Origin of the sequence: Limnohabitans sp. (assembly GCF_017848645.1) — a bacterium.
In the GTDB taxonomy this organism is placed as follows: Bacteria; Pseudomonadota; Gammaproteobacteria; order Burkholderiales; family Burkholderiaceae_C; genus Limnohabitans_A.
The window spans coordinates 1-17,138 of the sequence record NZ_JAFEIF010000020.1 but is presented as its reverse complement, the minus strand read 5'-3'; the positions used below and the strand labels follow the sequence as shown (position 1 = coordinate 17,138).

Here is a 17,138-nt window from a genome sequence, read left to right as displayed (position 1 = left end):
CGACCCGCATATCAGCGGTGGCCAGGTCAGGCGCTGACCATGGGTGAAGGCTTCACACCAGCGGCACTGTCAGCTTGGCAATCACCGCCGCCGTATCGGGCCGCACACCGCGCCACCAGGCAAAGGCCTCGGCCGCTTGCTCGGCCAGCATGCCCACGCCATCGGCCAGCTGCGTCACGCCCGCTTGCTGGGCCAGCTGCAAAAACGGCGTGAGGCCTTTGCCGTAGGTCAGGTCGTAGGCCAGGCACCCGGGCGCAAACACGCTGGCAGGCAATGGCGGCAGCTCGGCGCTCAGGCTAGACGAGCTGGCATTGAGCACCACGTCAAACGTCTGCCCCTGCAAGTCGGCATAGCCCAGCCCCTGCACGGGCACTTGGCCGGTCTGGTGTTGCTTCGCCAAAGCCGCCAGCTCCTGCGCCTTGGCCACCGTGCGGTTGACGATCACCAGCTCGGCAGGCTGCTCGGCCAGCAAGGGCAGCAAAGCCCCGCGCGTGGCACCGCCCGCCCCCAAAATCAACACGCGCCGCCCCTTGAGCGGACAGGCCAGGTTGTGCACCAAGTCGCGCACCAGGCCCACGCCGTCAAAGTTTTCTGCGTAAACCTTGCCGCCCTCGAACTTCATCGCGTTCACCGCCCCCGCCATCTGCGCGCTGGGCGCCAGGTCGGTGGCATAGGCAAAGGCGTCGAGCTTGAAAGGCGCGGTCACGTTCATGCCCCGCCCGCCCGAGGCCCGAAACGCGTCCACCGTGGCCGCAAATTCGCCCAAGGGGCCGAGCAACTTACCGTAGTCAATATCTTGCCCCGTGACCTGCGCAAAAGCGCTGTGGATCAAGGGCGATTTGCTTTGTGCAATGGGGTTGCCAATCACGGCGTAACGGTCTGTCATGCGGTAGGTTCCAAATCAATCAGTGTTTGATCTTATCGCCCCGATGGCGGCAAAACATCCCACAACTTCTCCAGCGGTCGGCACACGCGCACGCCCCGTGAACTGGCCACAATCGGGCGTTCGATCAAGACGGGGTGCTGCCCAATGAACTCCAGCAGCTGCTCCTCGGTCCATTTCGGGTCGGCCAGCCCCAACTCGCTGTAAGGGGATGCCTTGGCGCGCAGCAGATCTCGCACGCTGCCGCCCATGCGCTCCACCAAAGACAGCAGGGTGTGGCGGTCCGGTGGAGTTTTGAGGTACTCGATCACGGTGGGCTCGAAACCGCTGTCGCGGATCATGGCCAGCGCCTTGCGTGAGGTGCTGCATTGGGGGTTGTGGTAGAGGGTGATGTCAGTCATGTCCGCAGGCATCCAGTTCCTGTTTCTTGTTAAAGTGAAAAGCAAAGCACGGATTGTGACGCGCCCCACCGCGCGTTTCCCACATGCACGCGCATGGCGAAGTCGTGTTCACGGTCATGAAAGCCCAAGTCCAATGGGCCAACATGCCCTGGTCATTTCGAAAAAATACATGGAAGGAGGCTTTCGATGCCTGAAAAGAAAATGGACCCAGAAATGCAAGCCTTTGCGCAGGATGTGCTCACCTCCATCCAGCAAGCCCGGCGCGGCGAAGGTCGGTTGCACCAGGTCACGCTGTCGGCCGCTGCCGAGGCGCGGGCCAAAGTGGGTTTGACGCAATCGGCCTTCGCGCAGTTGATGGGGGTGTCGGTGCGCACTTTGCAAAACTGGGAACAGGGCCGCAGCCAGCCATCGGGGGCGGCGCAAACCCTGATCAAAGTGGCGCAGCAGTGGCCTGAAGTGTTGCGCGCCATGTCCTGAAAACGCATACAGGGTGTCGCCTTCCAGACCTTCGCGTTGAACCCCGTGGCTATACTTTCGCGGATGAAATCAAACAAACCCCTGCGTTTTGAAACTTTGGCTGTGCATGCAGGGCACGGCATCGATCCTTCCACCGGCGCCGTGGTCGATCCGATCCACCTGTCCACCACCTTTGAGCGCGACCCGGACGGCAGTTACCCCCACGGCTATTTGTACTCGCGCAACCACAACCCCAACCGCAATGGCCTCGAAGCCGCCCTTTCGGCGCTTGAAGGCGGCGCAGGCGCAGCCGCTTTTGGCTCGGGCCTGGCCAGTGTCACGGCCGTCTTTCAGGGCCTGCAGCCGGGCGACCATGTGGTGGCCCCGTCCGACATTTACCACGGCACTGCCAATGTGCTCAAGCACCTGTTTGCCAAGTGGCAGGTCAGCGCCAGCTTTGTGGACATGACCCGTCTGGACGCGGTGCGTGCGGCCATGCAGCCCAACACCCGCATCGTCTGGATCGAAACCCCCTCCAACCCCCTGATGCAGTGCGTGGACATTGCCGCCGTGGTCGAGATCGCCCACGCGGGCGGTGCACGCGCCATTGCCGACAACACCTTTGCCTCGCCCGTTTTGCAGCGCCCGCTCGACTTGGGCTGCGACATGGTCATGCACGCCACGACCAAATACCTGGGTGGACGCAGCGATGTGCTGGGCGGCGCGGTCATCACGCGCCAGGACGATGCACACTTTGCCGCCTTGCGCACCGCGCAGTTGTTTGGCGGCGCGGTGCCCTCGCCTTTTGACTGCTGGCTCGTCATGCGCAGCTTGCCCACCCTGCCCTACCGCATGCAGGCGCACTGCGCCAACGCAGGCAAGGTGGCCCGTTTCCTGAGCGAGCACCCGCAGGTCAGCGCCGTGCACTACCCGGGCCTGGAGAACAACGCCTTCCACGCCATCGCCAAAAAGCAGATGTCGGGCTTTGGCGGCATGCTGTCGTTCGAGGTCAAAGGCGGCAAAGACGCGGCCATGGCCCTGGCTGCGCATGTGGAGATCTTCACCCGCGCCACCAGCCTGGGCGGCGTGGAAAGCCTGATCGAGCACCGCGCCTCGATCGAGGGGCCAGAGAGCAAGACCCCGCAGGGCTTGCTGCGTGTCTCGGTGGGCCTGGAGCATGCCGATGACCTGATCGACGACCTGGCGCAAGCCCTTGAGCGCGCCAACGCCTGAGCGCACCCAAGTTGGCCCCCGCCCCTCGCTGGCGGTGGCCGTCATTGTTCTGGCCCAGTGCCTGAGCACCTCGTTGTGGTTCAGCCCCAGCGGGGTGGCCGACAGCCTGATGCAGGCCTGGCAACTGAGCGCAACTTCTTTTGGCTGGCTGCTGGCCGCCACCCAGTTGGGTTTCATTGCGGGCACGCTGACCTTTGCCTTCAGCGGCGCGGCCGACCGCTTTGCCCCCACGCGCATTTTTGTGGTGTGCAGCGCAATCGGGGCGCTGGCCAACGCCGCCGTCACCTGGGGCGTCACCGATTACGGTATTTTCTGGAGCCTGCGCTTTGTCGTGGGTATGTGCTTGGCGGGCATCTACCCACTGGGCATGAAGATGCTGGTGCAGCGCGTGGGCAGCAAACCGGCCGCTGCGCTGGGTTGGCTGGTGGGCATGCTGACCTTGGGCACGGCCATGCCGCACGGCTTGCGGGCTCTTGGCCAGAGCTGGCCCTGGCCCGAGGTGCTGCTGGGCTCGTCGGTGCTGGCCTTGGTGGGCGCGGCGCTGGTGAGCTGGATGGGCCAGCCGCCCAAGCAGGCCGCATCTGCGAGTCAACCCCCAGCCCCTGCCCCTGTTCGCCTGAACACCCAGGCCTTGCGCGAGGTCATTGCGGTGCGCGGCTTTCGCGCGTCGGCGCTGGGCTACTTTGGCCACATGTGGGAGCTGTATGCGTTCTGGAGCGTGCTGCCTTGGCTCAGCCTGCCCATCCACCGCTCGCTGGTGGCCGGTGGCTACGGCTGGGCACCGTCGGTGGCGCTGATGAGTTTCGCGGCCATCGGCATAGGGTTTTTCGGGTGCGTGTTGGGCGGCATGTGGAGCCGCCGCGTGGGCAGTGCGCGGGTGGCGGCCACGGCCTTGGCCGCATCGGGCCTGATGTGCCTGGGCTACCCCTTGATTCCCGACACCTGGCCGCTGGTGCAGCTGGGGGCCTTGCTGTTTTGGGGCATTTGTGTGGTGGCCGACTCGCCGCAGTTTTCGGCCATGTCGTCGCAATACGCGCCGCCGCAGTGGCTGGGCAGCGCCTTGGTGCTGCAAAACGGCGTGGGCTTTTTGATCACCGTGCTCAGCATCTTGCTGCTGGGCTGGGCCGTGCAACAGTGGGGCAGCATGGCCCTTTGGCTGCTGGCCCCCGGCCCGGTGCTGGGCCTGTGGGCCATGCGGCCTTTGTTGAAACCTGACTTGGAGCACTCACCATGACCCCCAGCCACCCCGTCCTTGAAGCTGCCCGTTCTTGCCAGGACTGGCTGGTGGGCCTGCGCCAACAGCTGCACCAATTGCCCGAGTTGTCTTACCGCGAGCAGGCCACGGCCGAGCGCGTGAAGACCGAACTGAGCGCCATGGGCGTGCCCTGGGAAGCCGTGGGCGAACACGGCGTGGTGGCCACGGTCACAGGCCAACACAGCCGCTCCATGGTGGCGCTGCGGGCCGACATGGACGCCCTGCCCATCCAGGAGCAAAACGAGCATTTGCCCTACCGCTCGCAAGTGCCCGGCGTGATGCACGCCTGTGGCCACGACGGCCATGTGGCCATGCTGCTGGGCGCAGCGCGGGTGCTGCAGCAGTTCTCGGGCTCACTGCAAGGCAGCGTGAAGCTGTGCTTTCAGCAAGCCGAAGAGCAAGGCGGCGGCACGGCCGAATTGTTGGCCCACCTGGCCGCGTTTCCGGTGCAGCGGGCCTTTGCCATTCACCTGTGGTCCGAGATCGAGGCGGGCCAGATCAGCGTGCAGGCCGGGCCACGCATGGCCGCCTGTGATCTGGTGGAGATTGAGCTGAGTGGCGTGGGCTGCCACGGCGCTTCACCCCACAAAGGCGTGGACCCGATTGCGGCAGGCGCGGCTTTGGTGAACAACCTGGCCATGATGATGACCCGCGAAATCAACCCGGCGCACGCGGCCAGCCTGACCTTTGGCAAATTCCAAAGCGGTTTTGCGGGCAACGTCATCCCTGCGCAAGCCTTGCTCGCCGGTACCTTGCGCACCACCCACTTGGCCGACCAGCAGCACCTGCACCAAGCCATACGGCGCGTGGTGGAGAGCACCGCCGCCAGCTTCAGAGCTCAGGCCCAGCTGAACATCCGCAAGGGCGGCTCGATGCTGATCAACGAAGCACGCAGCAGCGCCTTGGCCGCGCATTGCGCCAGCGACCTGTTTGGGGCCGAGGCGGTGATCGACTTTCCGTCGCTCATGGTGTCGGAAAACTTTGGCGACTTTCTGGAAAAGTACCCCGGCCTGATGGCCTTGGTCGGCGTGCGCAACGAAGCCCTGGGCGCGTGCCATGCGCACCACCACCCGCAGTTCAACATCGACGAAAGCGCCCTGCACAGAGGCGTGGCCTTGCACGCCGAATTTTCTCTGCGCAGTCTGGCGCAGCTGGCTTGAAAAGCTCCCCTCAAGGGGAAAAAGCTCAGTGCCGCCCCACCAGGCGGTAGACCAGCACCCCCAGGCCCGACACGCCCACGGCCGCTGCCGTGAAGGCGTAGGCCAGCCAACCCAGGTCCACACTTTGCGCCATGAGCAGCACCCCGGTGGACTGGCCAAAAAACAGCGAGCAAGCGAACAAGGTCACGGCCGAGCCGCGTGCGGCCGGGGCCATTTGGGTGGCCTGCACCTGCAGCGTGTTGTGCAGCATGTAAAAGCCCAGCCCCGTCATCAGGCAAGCCAGCATGCCCAGCCACACCCCACTGCCCCAGGCCAGCACCAGCAAACCCACCACCACCAAAGCGGCCCCCGTGCGCACCAGACCGCGCTCGCCCAGCCAGGCCAGCCAGCGGCGCGCCATCTGGCTGTAGAGCAAACCGCCCACGCCATACAGCATCATGACCGAGCCGGCAGCCACCACGCTCAAACCAAACTGCTGGTGCAAATGCGTGGGCATGAAAGCCATGGCCCCGAACACCAATGCGCCCTCGGCCGCCGTGACGGTCAAGATCCAGCGCACGCGCGGTGTGCCCAAGAGCTGGCCCGTCAGGCGAAACGCCGCCCACAAGCCCGGGGTCGCCACCGGCACCGACTGAGCCTGTCGCTTGGCTTGCTGGCGCAAACGGCGCAGCAGCAGCACAGCGGCCACACCAAACATGGCCGCCAGCAACACAAAAGCGCTGCGCCAGCCCACCGTGTCAGCCGCAAAGCCACCAAACCACAGCCCGCTCATCATGCCCAGCACGGTGGCGCTCATGAGCTTGGCCAGGGTTTCCTGACGGCGCTCATAAGGCACTTGGTCACCCACCCAAGCCATCGACAGCGGGATGATGCCCGCCGCCGCCGCGCCCATGAAGCCGCGCATGATGACCAGCATGGGCAGGTTGACAGACAGCGCCGTGATGGCGCTGAACACCGCACAAGCCGACACCGCCAGCGACACCACCCGCAGCTTGCCAAAGCGCTCACCCAGGGGGCCGTAAAACAACTGCAAAACGCCGTACACCACGGCAAATACCGACACCACCGCCGACGCATCGCCCGTGCTGACCTGGAACTCCTGGCCCAGCACCACCAGCATCGGGTCGCAAATGCGCATCGAGGCCATGCTGGCAAAACCGGCCAGGCCCAAGAGCGTCAGGTGCTGGCGTTCGTCTGCGGGTGTCAAAGTACTCATGTTCAGGCCAGTTGTTGCTCCAGGTCGTGCAGGACCTGGTAGCAAGGCAACACTTGCGCGATGGAACTGTTGGGCTCGCGGCCTTCGCGGATCGCGGCGAAGAATTCACGGTCTTGCAGTTCGATGCCGTTCATGGACACTGCCACTTGCGACACATCGATCTTTTCCTCCTTGCCGGTGAACAGGTCGTCGTAACGCGCCAGGTAGGTGCCCGTGTCGCCGATGTAGCGGAAGTAAGTGCCCAAAGGCCCGTCGTTGTTGAAGCTGAGTGACAAAGTGCAGATCGCACCGTTGGCGGCTTTGAGCTGGATGCTCATGTCCATGGCGATGCCCAGCGTCGGGTGGATCGGGCCTTGCACCGCGTTGGCTTTGACAATCGGGCTGCCGCACTGGTAGGCGAACAGGTCCACCGTGTGCGCGGCGTGGTGCCACAGCAGGTGGTCGGTCCAGCTGCGGGCCTGGCCCAGCGCGTTCATGTTGGTGCGGCGAAAGAAATAGGTCTGCACGTCCATCTGCTGGATGTTGAACTCGCCCGCCTTGATCTTGTGGTTGACCCACTGGTGGCTGGGGTTAAAGCGCCGGGTGTGGCCCACCATGGCCACCAGGCCCGTTTCCTTTTGCACACGCAGCACTTCCTGGCCGTCCTTGTACACATCACACAGCGGAATTTCCACCTGCACATGCTTGCCCGCCTTCAGGCAAGCCAGCGTCTGGCTGGCGTGCATTTGTGTGGGCGTGCACAAGATGACGGCATCGACTTCTTTCAACGCCAACGATTCACTCAGGTCGGTGGTGACATGGGCAATGCCGTATTTGTCCGCCACCTCTTTGGTTTTGGCGAACTCGCGGCCGATCAGCGAGACGACTTCCACGCCGTCGATGTTTTGGATGCCGTCCAGGTGTTTGATGCCGAAGGCACCTGCGCCTGCGAGAGCGACTTTGATGGGTTTGCTCATGTGTGTTTCCTTTTGAACATGCGAAAGTGTTGAAAAATCATTTGAGTTTGAAGAGGTTGCGCAGGGCCAGGCCGATGAGGAACAGGACTGCGAGGCTGAGGGTTTTGTGGAGGATGACCAGCGCCGACAAGCCGAAACTCCACCAGGCACCTTGAGGCCAAAACGCTTTGCTGGCGGCTTCACTCAATTTGTCCAAGCCAGGCAATGGCAAGGTCTGCAACAGTGAAAATTCCAGCCATTGCGGAGCAAAGTGGCAAGCCTGCACGCTCAGGCCACACTGCCCCAGCCAAGACAACAGGCCATAAAGAGCTGTGAGAACCAACACGGCCAAGCCACCGTATTTCAGCGGGCGGGTGATGCTGAACCCGTAATCGCTGAATGTCTTGTACGCCTGAAAAAGCAAGCGCTTGAGGCCTGTTTCACGCAGCGTTTCTTCTTCCATCTCCAAACGAAAAAACCGCTGCTCTTCTCGAATGGCTTGCTGTTTGCTGAAAGCCAATTTGAGCGTGCGATAAGCACGGGCTGCTTCTTCGCTTCCTGTGGCTGGTGGAAAAACTGAGCCTTCAAAGCTTGTATCCTGATTTAACTCGCAACTGTGAAAAGTTGGCACTTCTGCAAAATTGCATTTAAAAAAACTGGTTGTATCTGCAAATTTTCTACCATTGAACGAAACCGGTCCACTGAAAACCGAATTATCAAAAGATATAGCACCGCCGAATTTTTCATGATTTTTATCGTTAATTGAAAAATCTACTGCACCAAAAAATTTACATCTTTTAAATGATAATTTTGAATTAAAATCAGCATTATTAAATGAAGTTAAAGCACCAAAATTCGACTCATCAAAGCATGCAGATTTTTGAAATTTTGAAAAATTAAAACTAGATTTAAAACCAAAACTTGATTTTCTAAAATTCACAAAACCAAAATTTACCCCCCAAAAAGATGGCATATCACCGAATAAATAGCAATCGAATAAAGTAGGAGCCAATACAGAATAATCATGATTGAAATCATGAAATTCGAAATTCACTTTATTATTAAAATCTTTTAAAACATCCTCACTCTTTGATGTCGGAAAATGCTCACGCCAAGCGTTCCAAACCACATGCATGTACCTCAACTCATACCGTCCCACTTCATTGCTCTTCAACGCCAACGCCAAACACCCCGCCTTGCTGATGTTGTCCGGGGTGCCATTCTCAGGGTTGCGAAAAATCTCTCGGATGGTTTCGCGCACAGGAATGCCATCAATCTCCAGCGGGAGCTTTTCGAGGTCAGGATGGTCACTCATGTCTGCACCCCCAACACCCGTGCCACATCCAACAGCGGGATCACTTGCGCGTTGTCGGCCAAGGGCCAGGATGAGCTGACGGGGGCGACCACATAAGCGCGGCTCAGTTGCAAATCGGTGCAGGCGTTCCAAAAACCTTTGGTCACGCGCGGCGCGTTAGAGAGTTTGATTTCAAATCCGATGCGTTCAGAGCCGGTGTCCACCACCGCGTCCATTTCTGCGCCTGCTGCTGTGCGGTAGAAATTGAGCGTGGCGTTGCCGCCCGCCATCAAGGGCAACAAGGCTGCGATGTGATTCACCACCAGCCCTTCCCACGAATAGCCCGACATCGGGTGCCCCTGCAAGTCATCGGCATTGCCAATGCCCAGCAAGGCGTGCAACAAACCCGTGTCGCGAAAATAAATTTTGGGCGACTTGACCAAGCGTTTGCCCAAGTTGACGAAATACGGCTCCACTTTTCGCACGATCAGTGCATCGCAAAAAATATCGAGGTAGCGACCCACTGTGATGGGGGAGATACCGCCCATGGCCACGGCCAAGCTCGACGCATTGAACAATTGCCCATGTTGGTGCGCCAGCATGCGCAAGAAGCGCCACAGCGTTTCTCCCGGAATGGTGATGCCCAAAGCGGGTAAATCGCGCCGCACGATGGACTGCAAGTAGTCGTTACGCCAGCGCAGTGATTGCGCATCGGTTTTGGCCATTGTGCTCAAGGGCATACCGCCACGCTGCCAATGCGCTTGCAGGGCCAACAACTGCTGTGTGGAGTCTTGACTGACAGAGGCGGTGTGTACTTCGTTCCATAACAATGGCGGCAATTCGAAATAGCTCACACGCCCAGCCAATGATTCTGCCGATTGCCGCAACAACGCGCCGCTGGCTGAGCCCAAGAGCAAAAAGCGTCCCGGCCTGCGGTCAGCATCGATTTCGGGGCGAAGCTGTACAAACAACTCAGGCATGGTTTGCACTTCGTCAAGCACGACCAAGCGGCTTCGATTCGCTGCAAAAAATGCACTCGCCTGGTCCAGCTTGGCCCGGTCTTCAGGCAATTCCAAATCCAAAAAAACCGCATTTGATGATTGTGCAGCCCACGCTCGCGCCAGAGTGGATTTGCCCACCTGTCGCGCACCCAGCAAGACCACACCGGGCGAATAGTCCAAGCGATCTTGCAACTCACGGTTAAATAGGCGATCAATCATCATTGTATTTTGTTACATCAAATATCAAAATGCAAGGATAAAAATCACTCACTTGAACCTCAAGTGCTTCAAGAATTTTCCAAAATCACATGCCCGACCGCCGTGTTGCTGGCAGGCACATGGTAGAAGCGGTGACGCAACTTGGGCGCGGGGCCAGTGGCCTGGCCGTCCTCGATGTCACTCATCGCGCCACGGGCGATCAGCCACATGACCAGCTCGATGCCTTCGCTGCCCGCTTCGCGCACGTAGTGGATGTGCGGTGTGGCAGCGGCAGCCGCCGGGTCGTTGATGAGTTGGTCCAGCCATGCGTTGTCCCACTCGCGGTTGATCAGGCCCGCACGCGCGCCTTGGAGTTGGTGGCTCATGCCGCCTGTGCCCCAGATGTGCACGTTGAGGTCTTCGTCGTAACTCTCCACCGCTTTGCGAATCGCTTGTCCCAGGTTGAAGCAGCGCTGACCGCTGGGCACGGGGTACTGCACCACGTTCACAGCGAACGGGATCACCGGGCAGGGCCAGGCGTCTTTGACCGGGTCCAGCGGGCCGCACATCAACGACAGAGGCACCGTGAGGCCGTGGTCCACGTCCATCTTGTTGACGATGGTCAGGTCAAAGTCTTGCTGAATGACAGACTGCGCGATGTGTGAGGCCAACTCGGGATGACCTTTGACCACGGGCACCGGGCGTGGCCCCCAGCCTTCGTCGGCGGGCTGGTACTCGGCTGCGGTGCCAATGGCAAACGTGGGAATCAGGTCGGAGCTGAAGGCCGTGGCGTGGTCGTTGAACACCAGAAAAATCACGTCCGGTTTGTTGTCCTTCATCCATTGCTTGGAGAAGTCGTAACCCGCGAACACGGGCTTCCAATAGTCTTCCTGCGTTTTGCCAAGGTCCATGGCTGCGCCAATGGCGGGCACATGCGAGGTGTAGACGGATGCGGTGATTTTGGCCATGTCTTGTTCTCTAAAAAGAATTGGGGTGATCCAATTGAAGGTGGACCCCAATTAAACTTTCTTCCCGGCTGCGCTGGACTGTTGCCCGGCTGCGCTGGACTGTTGCCCGGCTGCGCCTTGCGGCTGGTTGTGGGCTTGGGCGCTGCCGTTTTCGCCGACGTAACGGTTGCCATCGATGCTGCGCCCGCCTGCGATCATCATGTTGCGGTATTCCTCTTCGGTCATGCCGGTCATGGAGCCCGCCATCTGCTGGAAGCTCTTGCCATCGGTCGCGCCGATTTTGGCCAGGAAATAAATGTTGCCGCCGGTGCGCATGCACCAGTTCAGATCACGCGCCAGCACGGCCTGCTTTTGCTCTTCGGTCATCTTCCACTCATCCAGATAAGCACGCTCGTCGGCCTTGAAGCGTTCGCGGTTTTCGGCCTTCATGAGCGACATGCAAAACTGGTTGAGCCAATAGCCTTTGCGCGATTGCTCGGCGTCAAAAATGATGGTGCCGGGTACGTCTTTGTAGGGTTTATCGAGTGCCATGTTCAGCCTTTCAGTTCTTCTGGCCAGTACAACCGCATCGGGTTGTCCACCAGCAGCTTGCGCTGCAACTCGGCCGTGGGCGCGATGTGCGGGATGAAGTCGACCAGCAGGCCATCGTCGGGCATGTGGTCTTTCAGGTTGGGGTGTGGCCAATCGGTGCCCCAGAGCACGCGGTCGGGGAACTCCTGCACGATGCGTTGGGCAAACGGGATCACGTCTTGGTACGCGTTTTGCTCGCCGTTCAAAGCCTTGGGGCCAGTCACCGACAAACGCTCAGGGCAAGACACTTTGCTCCACACATTGCTGTGCTCGCGCATGAACTTCTGGAACAGCGCAAACTGCGGGCCGTCTACGGGCAAGGACACATCGGGGCGGCCCATGTGGTCCACCACCACGGTGGTCGGCAGCGCGGTAAAAAAGTCCCACAGCTCGGGCAAGTCCACCGCCTCAAAGTAGATGACCACATGCCAGCCCCACTTCTGGATGCGGCCCGCGATCTCCATCAACTCGTCCTTGGGCGTGAAGTCCACCAAACGCTTGACGAAGTTGAAACGCACGCCGCGCACACCCGCGTCGTGCATGGCCTGAATTTTTTCGTCGGTCACACTGCGTTTGACCGTGGCCACACCACGCGCCATTCCGTTTGAATGGACCAGTGCATCCACCAGGGCGCGGTTGTCTGCGCCGTGGCAGGTGGCCTGCACCACCACATTGCGCGCAAAGCCCAAGTGGTCACGCAGCGCATACAGCTGGTGCTTGCTGGCATCACACGGCGTGTATTTGCGCTCGGGCGCGTAAGGAAACTCTGCGCCCGGGCCAAACACGTGGCAATGCGCATCGACCGCGCCTGCGGGCAATGGAAAACGCGGCTTGGATGGCCCGGTGTACCAGTCCAGCCAGCCAGCGGTTTTGGTGAAATCACCTGTAGTGGGTTTGCTCACTTGTCTTCTCCTGTTCATGCGAAACGCCATCGCTTCCTGCGATGCGCGGCTGTGGCCGTGTTGGGGCGATTTGCTGGCCGAAGGACTGATGAGCCCCGGCACGGCCGCAGCCGCGTATCGCCCCCCCACGAATGATGGAATCAATCGATGTACTTCAGGCCCGCCGCTGCCAAGGGCTCGCGCATCTTGTACATGTCCAGGCCCAGCACGCCCGACGCGAGCTTGGCGCGTTTTTCGCCTTCGTTGGCTTCACGCGCTTGCGCGGCAGCCAACGTTTTGGCGGCCAGCGCCTGGGGCACACACACCACGCCGTCGTCGTCGGCCACGATCACGTCACCGGGGTGGACGATCATGCCGGCGCACACCACAGGGATGTTCACCGATCCGATGGTGGCCTTGATGCAACCCTTGCTGCTGATGGCTTTGCCCCACACCGGGAAGTTCATCTTGTGCAGCTCTTTCACATCGCGCACGCCGGCGTCGATGATCAAAGCGCGTGCACCTCGGGCCTGAAACGATGTGGCCAGCAGGTCACCGAAATAACCGTCGGTGCAATCGGCCGTGATGGCCGCGACCACGATGTCGCCGGGCTGAATCTGCTCGGCCACCACATGCATCATCCAGTTGTCGCCCGGGTGCAGCAGCACCGTGACGGCCGTGCCCGACACCTGCGCGCCGGGGTAGATGGGGCGCATGTAAGGCTTCATGAGGCCCACGCGGCCCATGGCCTCATGCACCGTGGCCGAGCCCAATGCGCCCAGGCCGTCAGCGGCTGCGCGGTCCGCGCGGGTGATGTTGCGGTAAACAACGCCGAGTTCGTACATGGTTTTCTCCTGAATTTGGAATCAATGGCTCACAGACCTTTGGCGGTCAACTGATCGTCCAAGCGCTTGAACACGCGGCGCGCATTGCCCTCATAGACCATGTAGCGCTCTTCGTCGTTCAGGTTGGCCGTGGCTTGCACGTAGCGCTTGGTGTCGTCAAAGTAGTGGCCCGTTTCGGGGTCGATGCCGCGCACCGCGCCAATCATTTCGGACGCAAACAAGATGTTCTTGACCGGAATGACTTTGGTGAGCAGATCGATGCCGGGCTGGTGGTACACGCAGGTGTCAAAGAAGATGTTGTTGAGCAGGTGCTCTGTCAGCAAAGGCTTTTTGAGCTCTTGCGCCAAGCCACGGAAACGGCCCCAGTGGTAAGGCACCGCGCCGCCGCCGTGCGGGATCAAGAACTTCAGCGTCGGGAAATCCTTGAACAAATCGCTGGTCAGGCACTGCATGAACGCGGTGGTGTCCGCGTTCAGATAGTGCGCGCCGGTGGTGTGGAAGCATGAATTGCAGCTGGTGCTCACATGGATCATCGCGGGGATGTCGTACTCGACCATCTTTTCGTAAATGGGGTACCAGGCCTTGTCGCTCAAGGGTGGCGATGTCCAGTGGCCGCCCGACGGATCGGGGTTCAGGTTGATGCCGACGTTGCCGTATTGCTCGACGCACTTGACCAACTCAGGGATGCAAGTGGCCGGGTCCACGCCGGGCGACTGGGGCAGCATGGCCGCAGGCACAAAGTGGTCGGGGAAGAGTTGACTCACGCGGTAGCACAGCTCGTTGCAAATCGCGGCCCAAGTAGACGACACGTTGAAGTCGCCAATGTGGTGCGCCATGAAGCTGGCGCGGGGGCTGAAGATGGTGATGTCCGAGCCGCGCTCTTTCATCTTGGCCAGCTGGTTGGTCTCAATCGTCTCGCGCAGTTCGTCGTCGCTGATCTTCAGCTCAGAGACTTTGGGCATGGACGCCGGGTCTTTGATCCCTGCAATTTGCTTGTTGCGCCAGTCTTCCAGCGCCTTGGGGGCGGTGGTGTAGTGGCCGTGCACGTCGATGATCAAGGGGTTCGTTTGGCTCATGGGCAGTCCTGATGGGGCAAGGGGTTTGCGCAGATTGTGCAGGTTCACCCCGCCAACGCCAGCCCTCGGCACATCTACCAGTTAGAACAAATTCGCATAACCAAGCCCTGGGTATGACAAAATCAGCCTAACCAATACCCCACCATGGACCTCAAACAGCTCGAATACTTTGTGCGCGTGGCCGAACTGGGCAGCTTCACCCGGGCCGCCCAAGCCCTGAACGTGGCCCAACCCGCGCTCAGCCGACAGGTGCGCCTGCTCGAAGTCGAGCTGCGGCAAAACCTGCTGGTGCGCAACGGGCGCGGCGCCACCCCCACCCAGGCCGGGCTGCTGCTGCTGGAGCACGGCCGGGGCATCTTGCACCAGGTGGAGCGGGCGCGGGAAGAACTGGGCCGGGTGCGCACGGGCCTCACAGGCCGCGTCGCTTTGGGCCTGCCGCCCAGCGTGGCGCGGGTGTTGACGGTGCCACTCACCCGGGCCTTTCGCGCCAAGATGCCCGAGGCCCAACTGTCCATCAGCGAAGGCCTGTCGAGCGCGATGCAGGAAAACCTGCAAAACGGCCGCCTGGACATCGCCGTGCTCTACAACCCCAGCCCCATGCCAGGCATCGAGCACACCCCGCTGGTGCAAGAGGAATTGCTGCTGGTGCAACCGCGCCCGCCTGGCTTGCAAGAAGACCCGCCCCCGCCCGCCATCCGCCTGCAAGAAGTCGCTGCCCTGCCCTTGGTCATCCCCACGCGCCCCAACGCGATCCGCATGCATGTGGAGTCTGAAATGGCCGCCATCGGCTGCCGCCCCCTCATTGCGCTGGAGATCGACGGCGTGAGCGCCATCCTCGACTTGGTGGCCGACGGCGCGGGCTACGCCATCTTGCCGCGCAACGCCGTCATGCGCTCGGTGCGGCCTTCGGCGTTTTCGGTGCGGCCCCTACAGCAACCGGCCCTGCACATCCAGCTGACCACCGCCATCAGCGCACAACGCCCCAGCACCCTCACCCAGCAAGCCACCTTGGCCCTGTTGACCGAGATGGCCGTGCAGTGGCTCAGCCCGCCTTGAGGCAGGGGCAAAGCAACAGGGCCAGCCTGTGCACGGTCATGCGTCCGTGCCCACCATCAGCAGCTTGGCCCAATCGGTGGTGTAAGCAGGCGTCATCCGCTCTTGTTTCATCGCCCACAACTTCATCGCCTTCGGAGCGCCCGCACTGGCCAGCTTCAACGTCCCTCGCCCATACCGCTGGTTCAGCTGGTCCATGGCCAGCATCAGGCGCACGCGGTTTTCGGGCATGGTGTCGTCAAAGTCCAGTGTCAGCTGTTCGCGGGTGGCCGGTTGCAGGTCCATCAGCATCACGCCTGCTTTCGCGTATTTGAAGCCGGGTTTGTACAGGCGTTTGACGATGGCGTTGGCCGCCTGGGTGATGTGGGCGCTGTCGCTGGTGGGGCTGGGCAGGGGGATGCTGGCACTGCGGCTGTATTGCGGGTCTTGTTGCCGGAAGGGGCTGGTGCGGATGAAAGCCATGATTTGGCCCGTGTGGCTGCCTTGTTTGCGCAGTTTTTCTGCGGCGCGGCAGGCAAATTCGGTGATGGCTTCTTGCAGCTCGATCAGCTCGGTCACCGGGTGGCCAAAGCTGCGGGTGCAGGCGATTTGTTGTTTGGGCGGGGGTTCGTCTTCGAACTCGATGCAGGGCGTGCCGTTCAGTTCGCGCACGGTTTTTTCCAGCACCACCGACCAGCCCGCTTTGGCGGCGGCCGGGCTCATGCGCTGCAGATCCAGCGCGGTGTGGATGCCGTTTTCGCGCAGTTGCGCCCCGATCTTGCGGCCCACGCCCCACACGTCGCCCACTTCGGTGGCCTGCAGCAGGGCCTGCAGTTCTTCGGGGGTGCATGCGCCCAGGTGGCAGATTTGGGCGTGTTGGGCCGGGTAGCTGCCGGGTTTGCGTTCGGCGCTTTTGGCGATGGCGTTGGCTAATTTTGCGAGGGTTTTGGTGGGGCCGATGCCGATGCAGGTCGGGATGCCGATCCATTGGTGGATGCGTTTGCGGATGGTGCGGGCGCGGCGCACCAGGTCGCCACGGATGCCGCTGAGGTCGACAAAGCTTTCGTCGATGGAATAGACCTCTTGGTTGTGGCCCAGGCCTGCGGCCAGGCTCATCATGCGGTCGCTCATGTCGCCATAGAGGGCGAAGTTGGCCGACAGGGCGATCAGGCCGGCGTCGCGCTCGAGCTCGCGCAGCTGGAAGTAAGGCGCGCCCATCTTGATGCCCAGGGCTTTGGCTTCGTCACTGCGGGCAATGGCGCAGCCGTCGTTGTTGGACAGCACAACCACCGGCCGGCCTTGCAGCCAGGGCTGGAAGACGCGTTCGCAGGAGACGTAGAAGTTGTTGCCGTCGATGAGGGCGAGCATGGGGGGCGCTGGATACTGTATGGATGAACAGTATAACAGCCGATCAAGAGAGGACGGGCGAAGCTGGTTTTTAGCTAATTTGGGGTATTTGCGCCGTTATAGTTGAACGCTTCAAGCCTGCTGCGCCTGATGGTGCGGGTGGGGAGTTGCAGGAGCCGGGTACCAGGGTTGTTCTAAAACCTATGGCGCAAAGCTGTTGCGACAATTTCAAAAAAGCTGTGTGGACGCGGACCAGGTTTTGGGACTGGGTTGGCGTTCTACGTTGCATTAACAGGCTGCTGAAATACTGACGCACTGAAAGCGCCAATTCAGCTGTGCAGTCGACAATTCAGGCATCACAAAAAGCAAACAGACATGCGCGGCGCT

General features: G+C 61.1%; 17 protein-coding genes. 5 read left to right on the top strand and 12 right to left on the bottom strand.

Annotated features, from left to right (window positions below; all coding sequences use genetic code 11):
* Nucleotides 1-52: 52 nt before the first annotated feature.
* Entirely contained in the window at nucleotides 53-886 is an 834-nt protein-coding gene (gene aroE, locus QZ190_RS05200) for a shikimate dehydrogenase (RefSeq protein ID WP_291914333.1), read from the bottom strand.
* 32 nt (nucleotides 887-918) lie between these two features.
* Nucleotides 919-1,284: an arsenate reductase (glutaredoxin) gene (gene arsC, locus QZ190_RS05195; protein WP_291914331.1), complete on the bottom strand. Its 366-nt coding sequence runs from the start codon at nucleotides 1,282-1,284 to the stop codon at nucleotides 919-921.
* A 186-nt stretch (nucleotides 1,285-1,470) separates the two neighbouring features.
* On the opposite strand from arsC, the gene QZ190_RS05190 reads away from it, so the two are divergent.
* From QZ190_RS05190 to QZ190_RS05175, 4 genes are all read left to right on the top strand, one after another.
* Nucleotides 1,471-1,761 (top strand): helix-turn-helix domain-containing protein, encoded by a 291-nt coding sequence (locus QZ190_RS05190; protein WP_291914328.1) that lies wholly within the window; start codon nucleotides 1,471-1,473, stop codon nucleotides 1,759-1,761.
* A gap of 63 nt (nucleotides 1,762-1,824) precedes the next feature.
* Nucleotides 1,825-2,973 (top strand): aminotransferase class V-fold PLP-dependent enzyme, encoded by a 1,149-nt coding sequence (locus QZ190_RS05185; protein WP_291914326.1) that lies wholly within the window; start codon nucleotides 1,825-1,827, stop codon nucleotides 2,971-2,973.
* Complete coding sequence (locus QZ190_RS05180; protein WP_291914322.1) at nucleotides 2,954-4,207, top strand: MFS transporter; 1,254 nt, start codon at nucleotides 2,954-2,956, stop codon at nucleotides 4,205-4,207. Before QZ190_RS05185 ends, QZ190_RS05180 begins: the two co-directional genes overlap by 20 nt.
* Nucleotides 4,204-5,388, top strand: a complete 1,185-nt coding sequence (locus QZ190_RS05175) for a M20 family metallopeptidase (RefSeq protein ID WP_291914319.1) — start codon at nucleotides 4,204-4,206, stop codon at nucleotides 5,386-5,388. Before QZ190_RS05180 ends, QZ190_RS05175 begins: the two co-directional genes overlap by 4 nt.
* A gap of 25 nt (nucleotides 5,389-5,413) precedes the next feature.
* On the opposite strand, the gene QZ190_RS05170 is transcribed toward QZ190_RS05175, so the two are convergent.
* From QZ190_RS05170 to QZ190_RS05130, 9 genes are all read right to left on the bottom strand, one after another.
* A complete protein-coding gene (locus QZ190_RS05170; RefSeq protein WP_291914317.1) occupies nucleotides 5,414-6,604 on the bottom strand; it encodes an MFS transporter in 1,191 nt (396 codons plus the stop codon).
* Between the two features lie 2 nt (nucleotides 6,605-6,606).
* On the bottom strand, nucleotides 6,607-7,560 hold the full coding sequence (locus tag QZ190_RS05165) for a Gfo/Idh/MocA family oxidoreductase (protein ID WP_291914314.1): 954 nt from the start codon (nucleotides 7,558-7,560) through the stop codon (nucleotides 6,607-6,609).
* A gap of 37 nt (nucleotides 7,561-7,597) precedes the next feature.
* Nucleotides 7,598-8,854, bottom strand: coding sequence for a pentapeptide repeat-containing protein (locus QZ190_RS05160; RefSeq protein WP_291914311.1), 1,257 nt, complete (start codon nucleotides 8,852-8,854; stop codon nucleotides 7,598-7,600).
* Nucleotides 8,851-10,053, bottom strand: a complete 1,203-nt coding sequence (locus tag QZ190_RS05155) for an ATP-binding protein (RefSeq protein ID WP_291914308.1) — start codon at nucleotides 10,051-10,053, stop codon at nucleotides 8,851-8,853. Before QZ190_RS05155 ends, QZ190_RS05160 begins: the two co-directional genes overlap by 4 nt.
* A 68-nt stretch (nucleotides 10,054-10,121) precedes the next feature.
* Complete coding sequence (locus tag QZ190_RS05150; protein WP_291914305.1) at nucleotides 10,122-11,000, bottom strand: class III extradiol dioxygenase subunit beta; 879 nt, start codon at nucleotides 10,998-11,000, stop codon at nucleotides 10,122-10,124.
* A 51-nt stretch (nucleotides 11,001-11,051) separates the two neighbouring features.
* The gene (ligA, locus tag QZ190_RS05145) at nucleotides 11,052-11,531 is read right to left on the bottom strand and encodes a protocatechuate 4,5-dioxygenase subunit alpha (protein ID WP_291914302.1); all 480 of its coding nucleotides are present in this window, start codon (nucleotides 11,529-11,531) and stop codon (nucleotides 11,052-11,054) included.
* 2 nt (nucleotides 11,532-11,533) lie between these two features.
* Nucleotides 11,534-12,472 (bottom strand): amidohydrolase family protein, encoded by a 939-nt coding sequence (locus QZ190_RS05140; protein WP_291914300.1) that lies wholly within the window; start codon nucleotides 12,470-12,472, stop codon nucleotides 11,534-11,536.
* Between the two features lie 140 nt (nucleotides 12,473-12,612).
* Nucleotides 12,613-13,296 (bottom strand): 4-carboxy-4-hydroxy-2-oxoadipate aldolase/oxaloacetate decarboxylase, encoded by a 684-nt coding sequence (gene ligK, locus QZ190_RS05135; protein WP_291914297.1) that lies wholly within the window; start codon nucleotides 13,294-13,296, stop codon nucleotides 12,613-12,615.
* Between the two features lie 29 nt (nucleotides 13,297-13,325).
* Nucleotides 13,326-14,354, bottom strand: coding sequence for an amidohydrolase family protein (locus QZ190_RS05130; RefSeq protein ID WP_291914396.1), 1,029 nt, complete (start codon nucleotides 14,352-14,354; stop codon nucleotides 13,326-13,328).
* A 162-nt stretch (nucleotides 14,355-14,516) separates the two neighbouring features.
* Between QZ190_RS05130 and QZ190_RS05125 the strand changes: the two genes are divergently transcribed.
* Nucleotides 14,517-15,428, top strand: a complete 912-nt coding sequence (locus tag QZ190_RS05125; protein ID WP_291914296.1) for a LysR substrate-binding domain-containing protein — start codon at nucleotides 14,517-14,519, stop codon at nucleotides 15,426-15,428.
* Nucleotides 15,429-15,464: 36 nt separating this feature from the next.
* On the opposite strand, the gene QZ190_RS05120 is transcribed toward QZ190_RS05125, so the two are convergent.
* Nucleotides 15,465-16,772, bottom strand: a complete 1,308-nt coding sequence (locus QZ190_RS05120) for a Y-family DNA polymerase (protein ID WP_291914294.1) — start codon at nucleotides 16,770-16,772, stop codon at nucleotides 15,465-15,467.
* Nucleotides 16,773-17,138 lie beyond the last annotated feature (366 nt).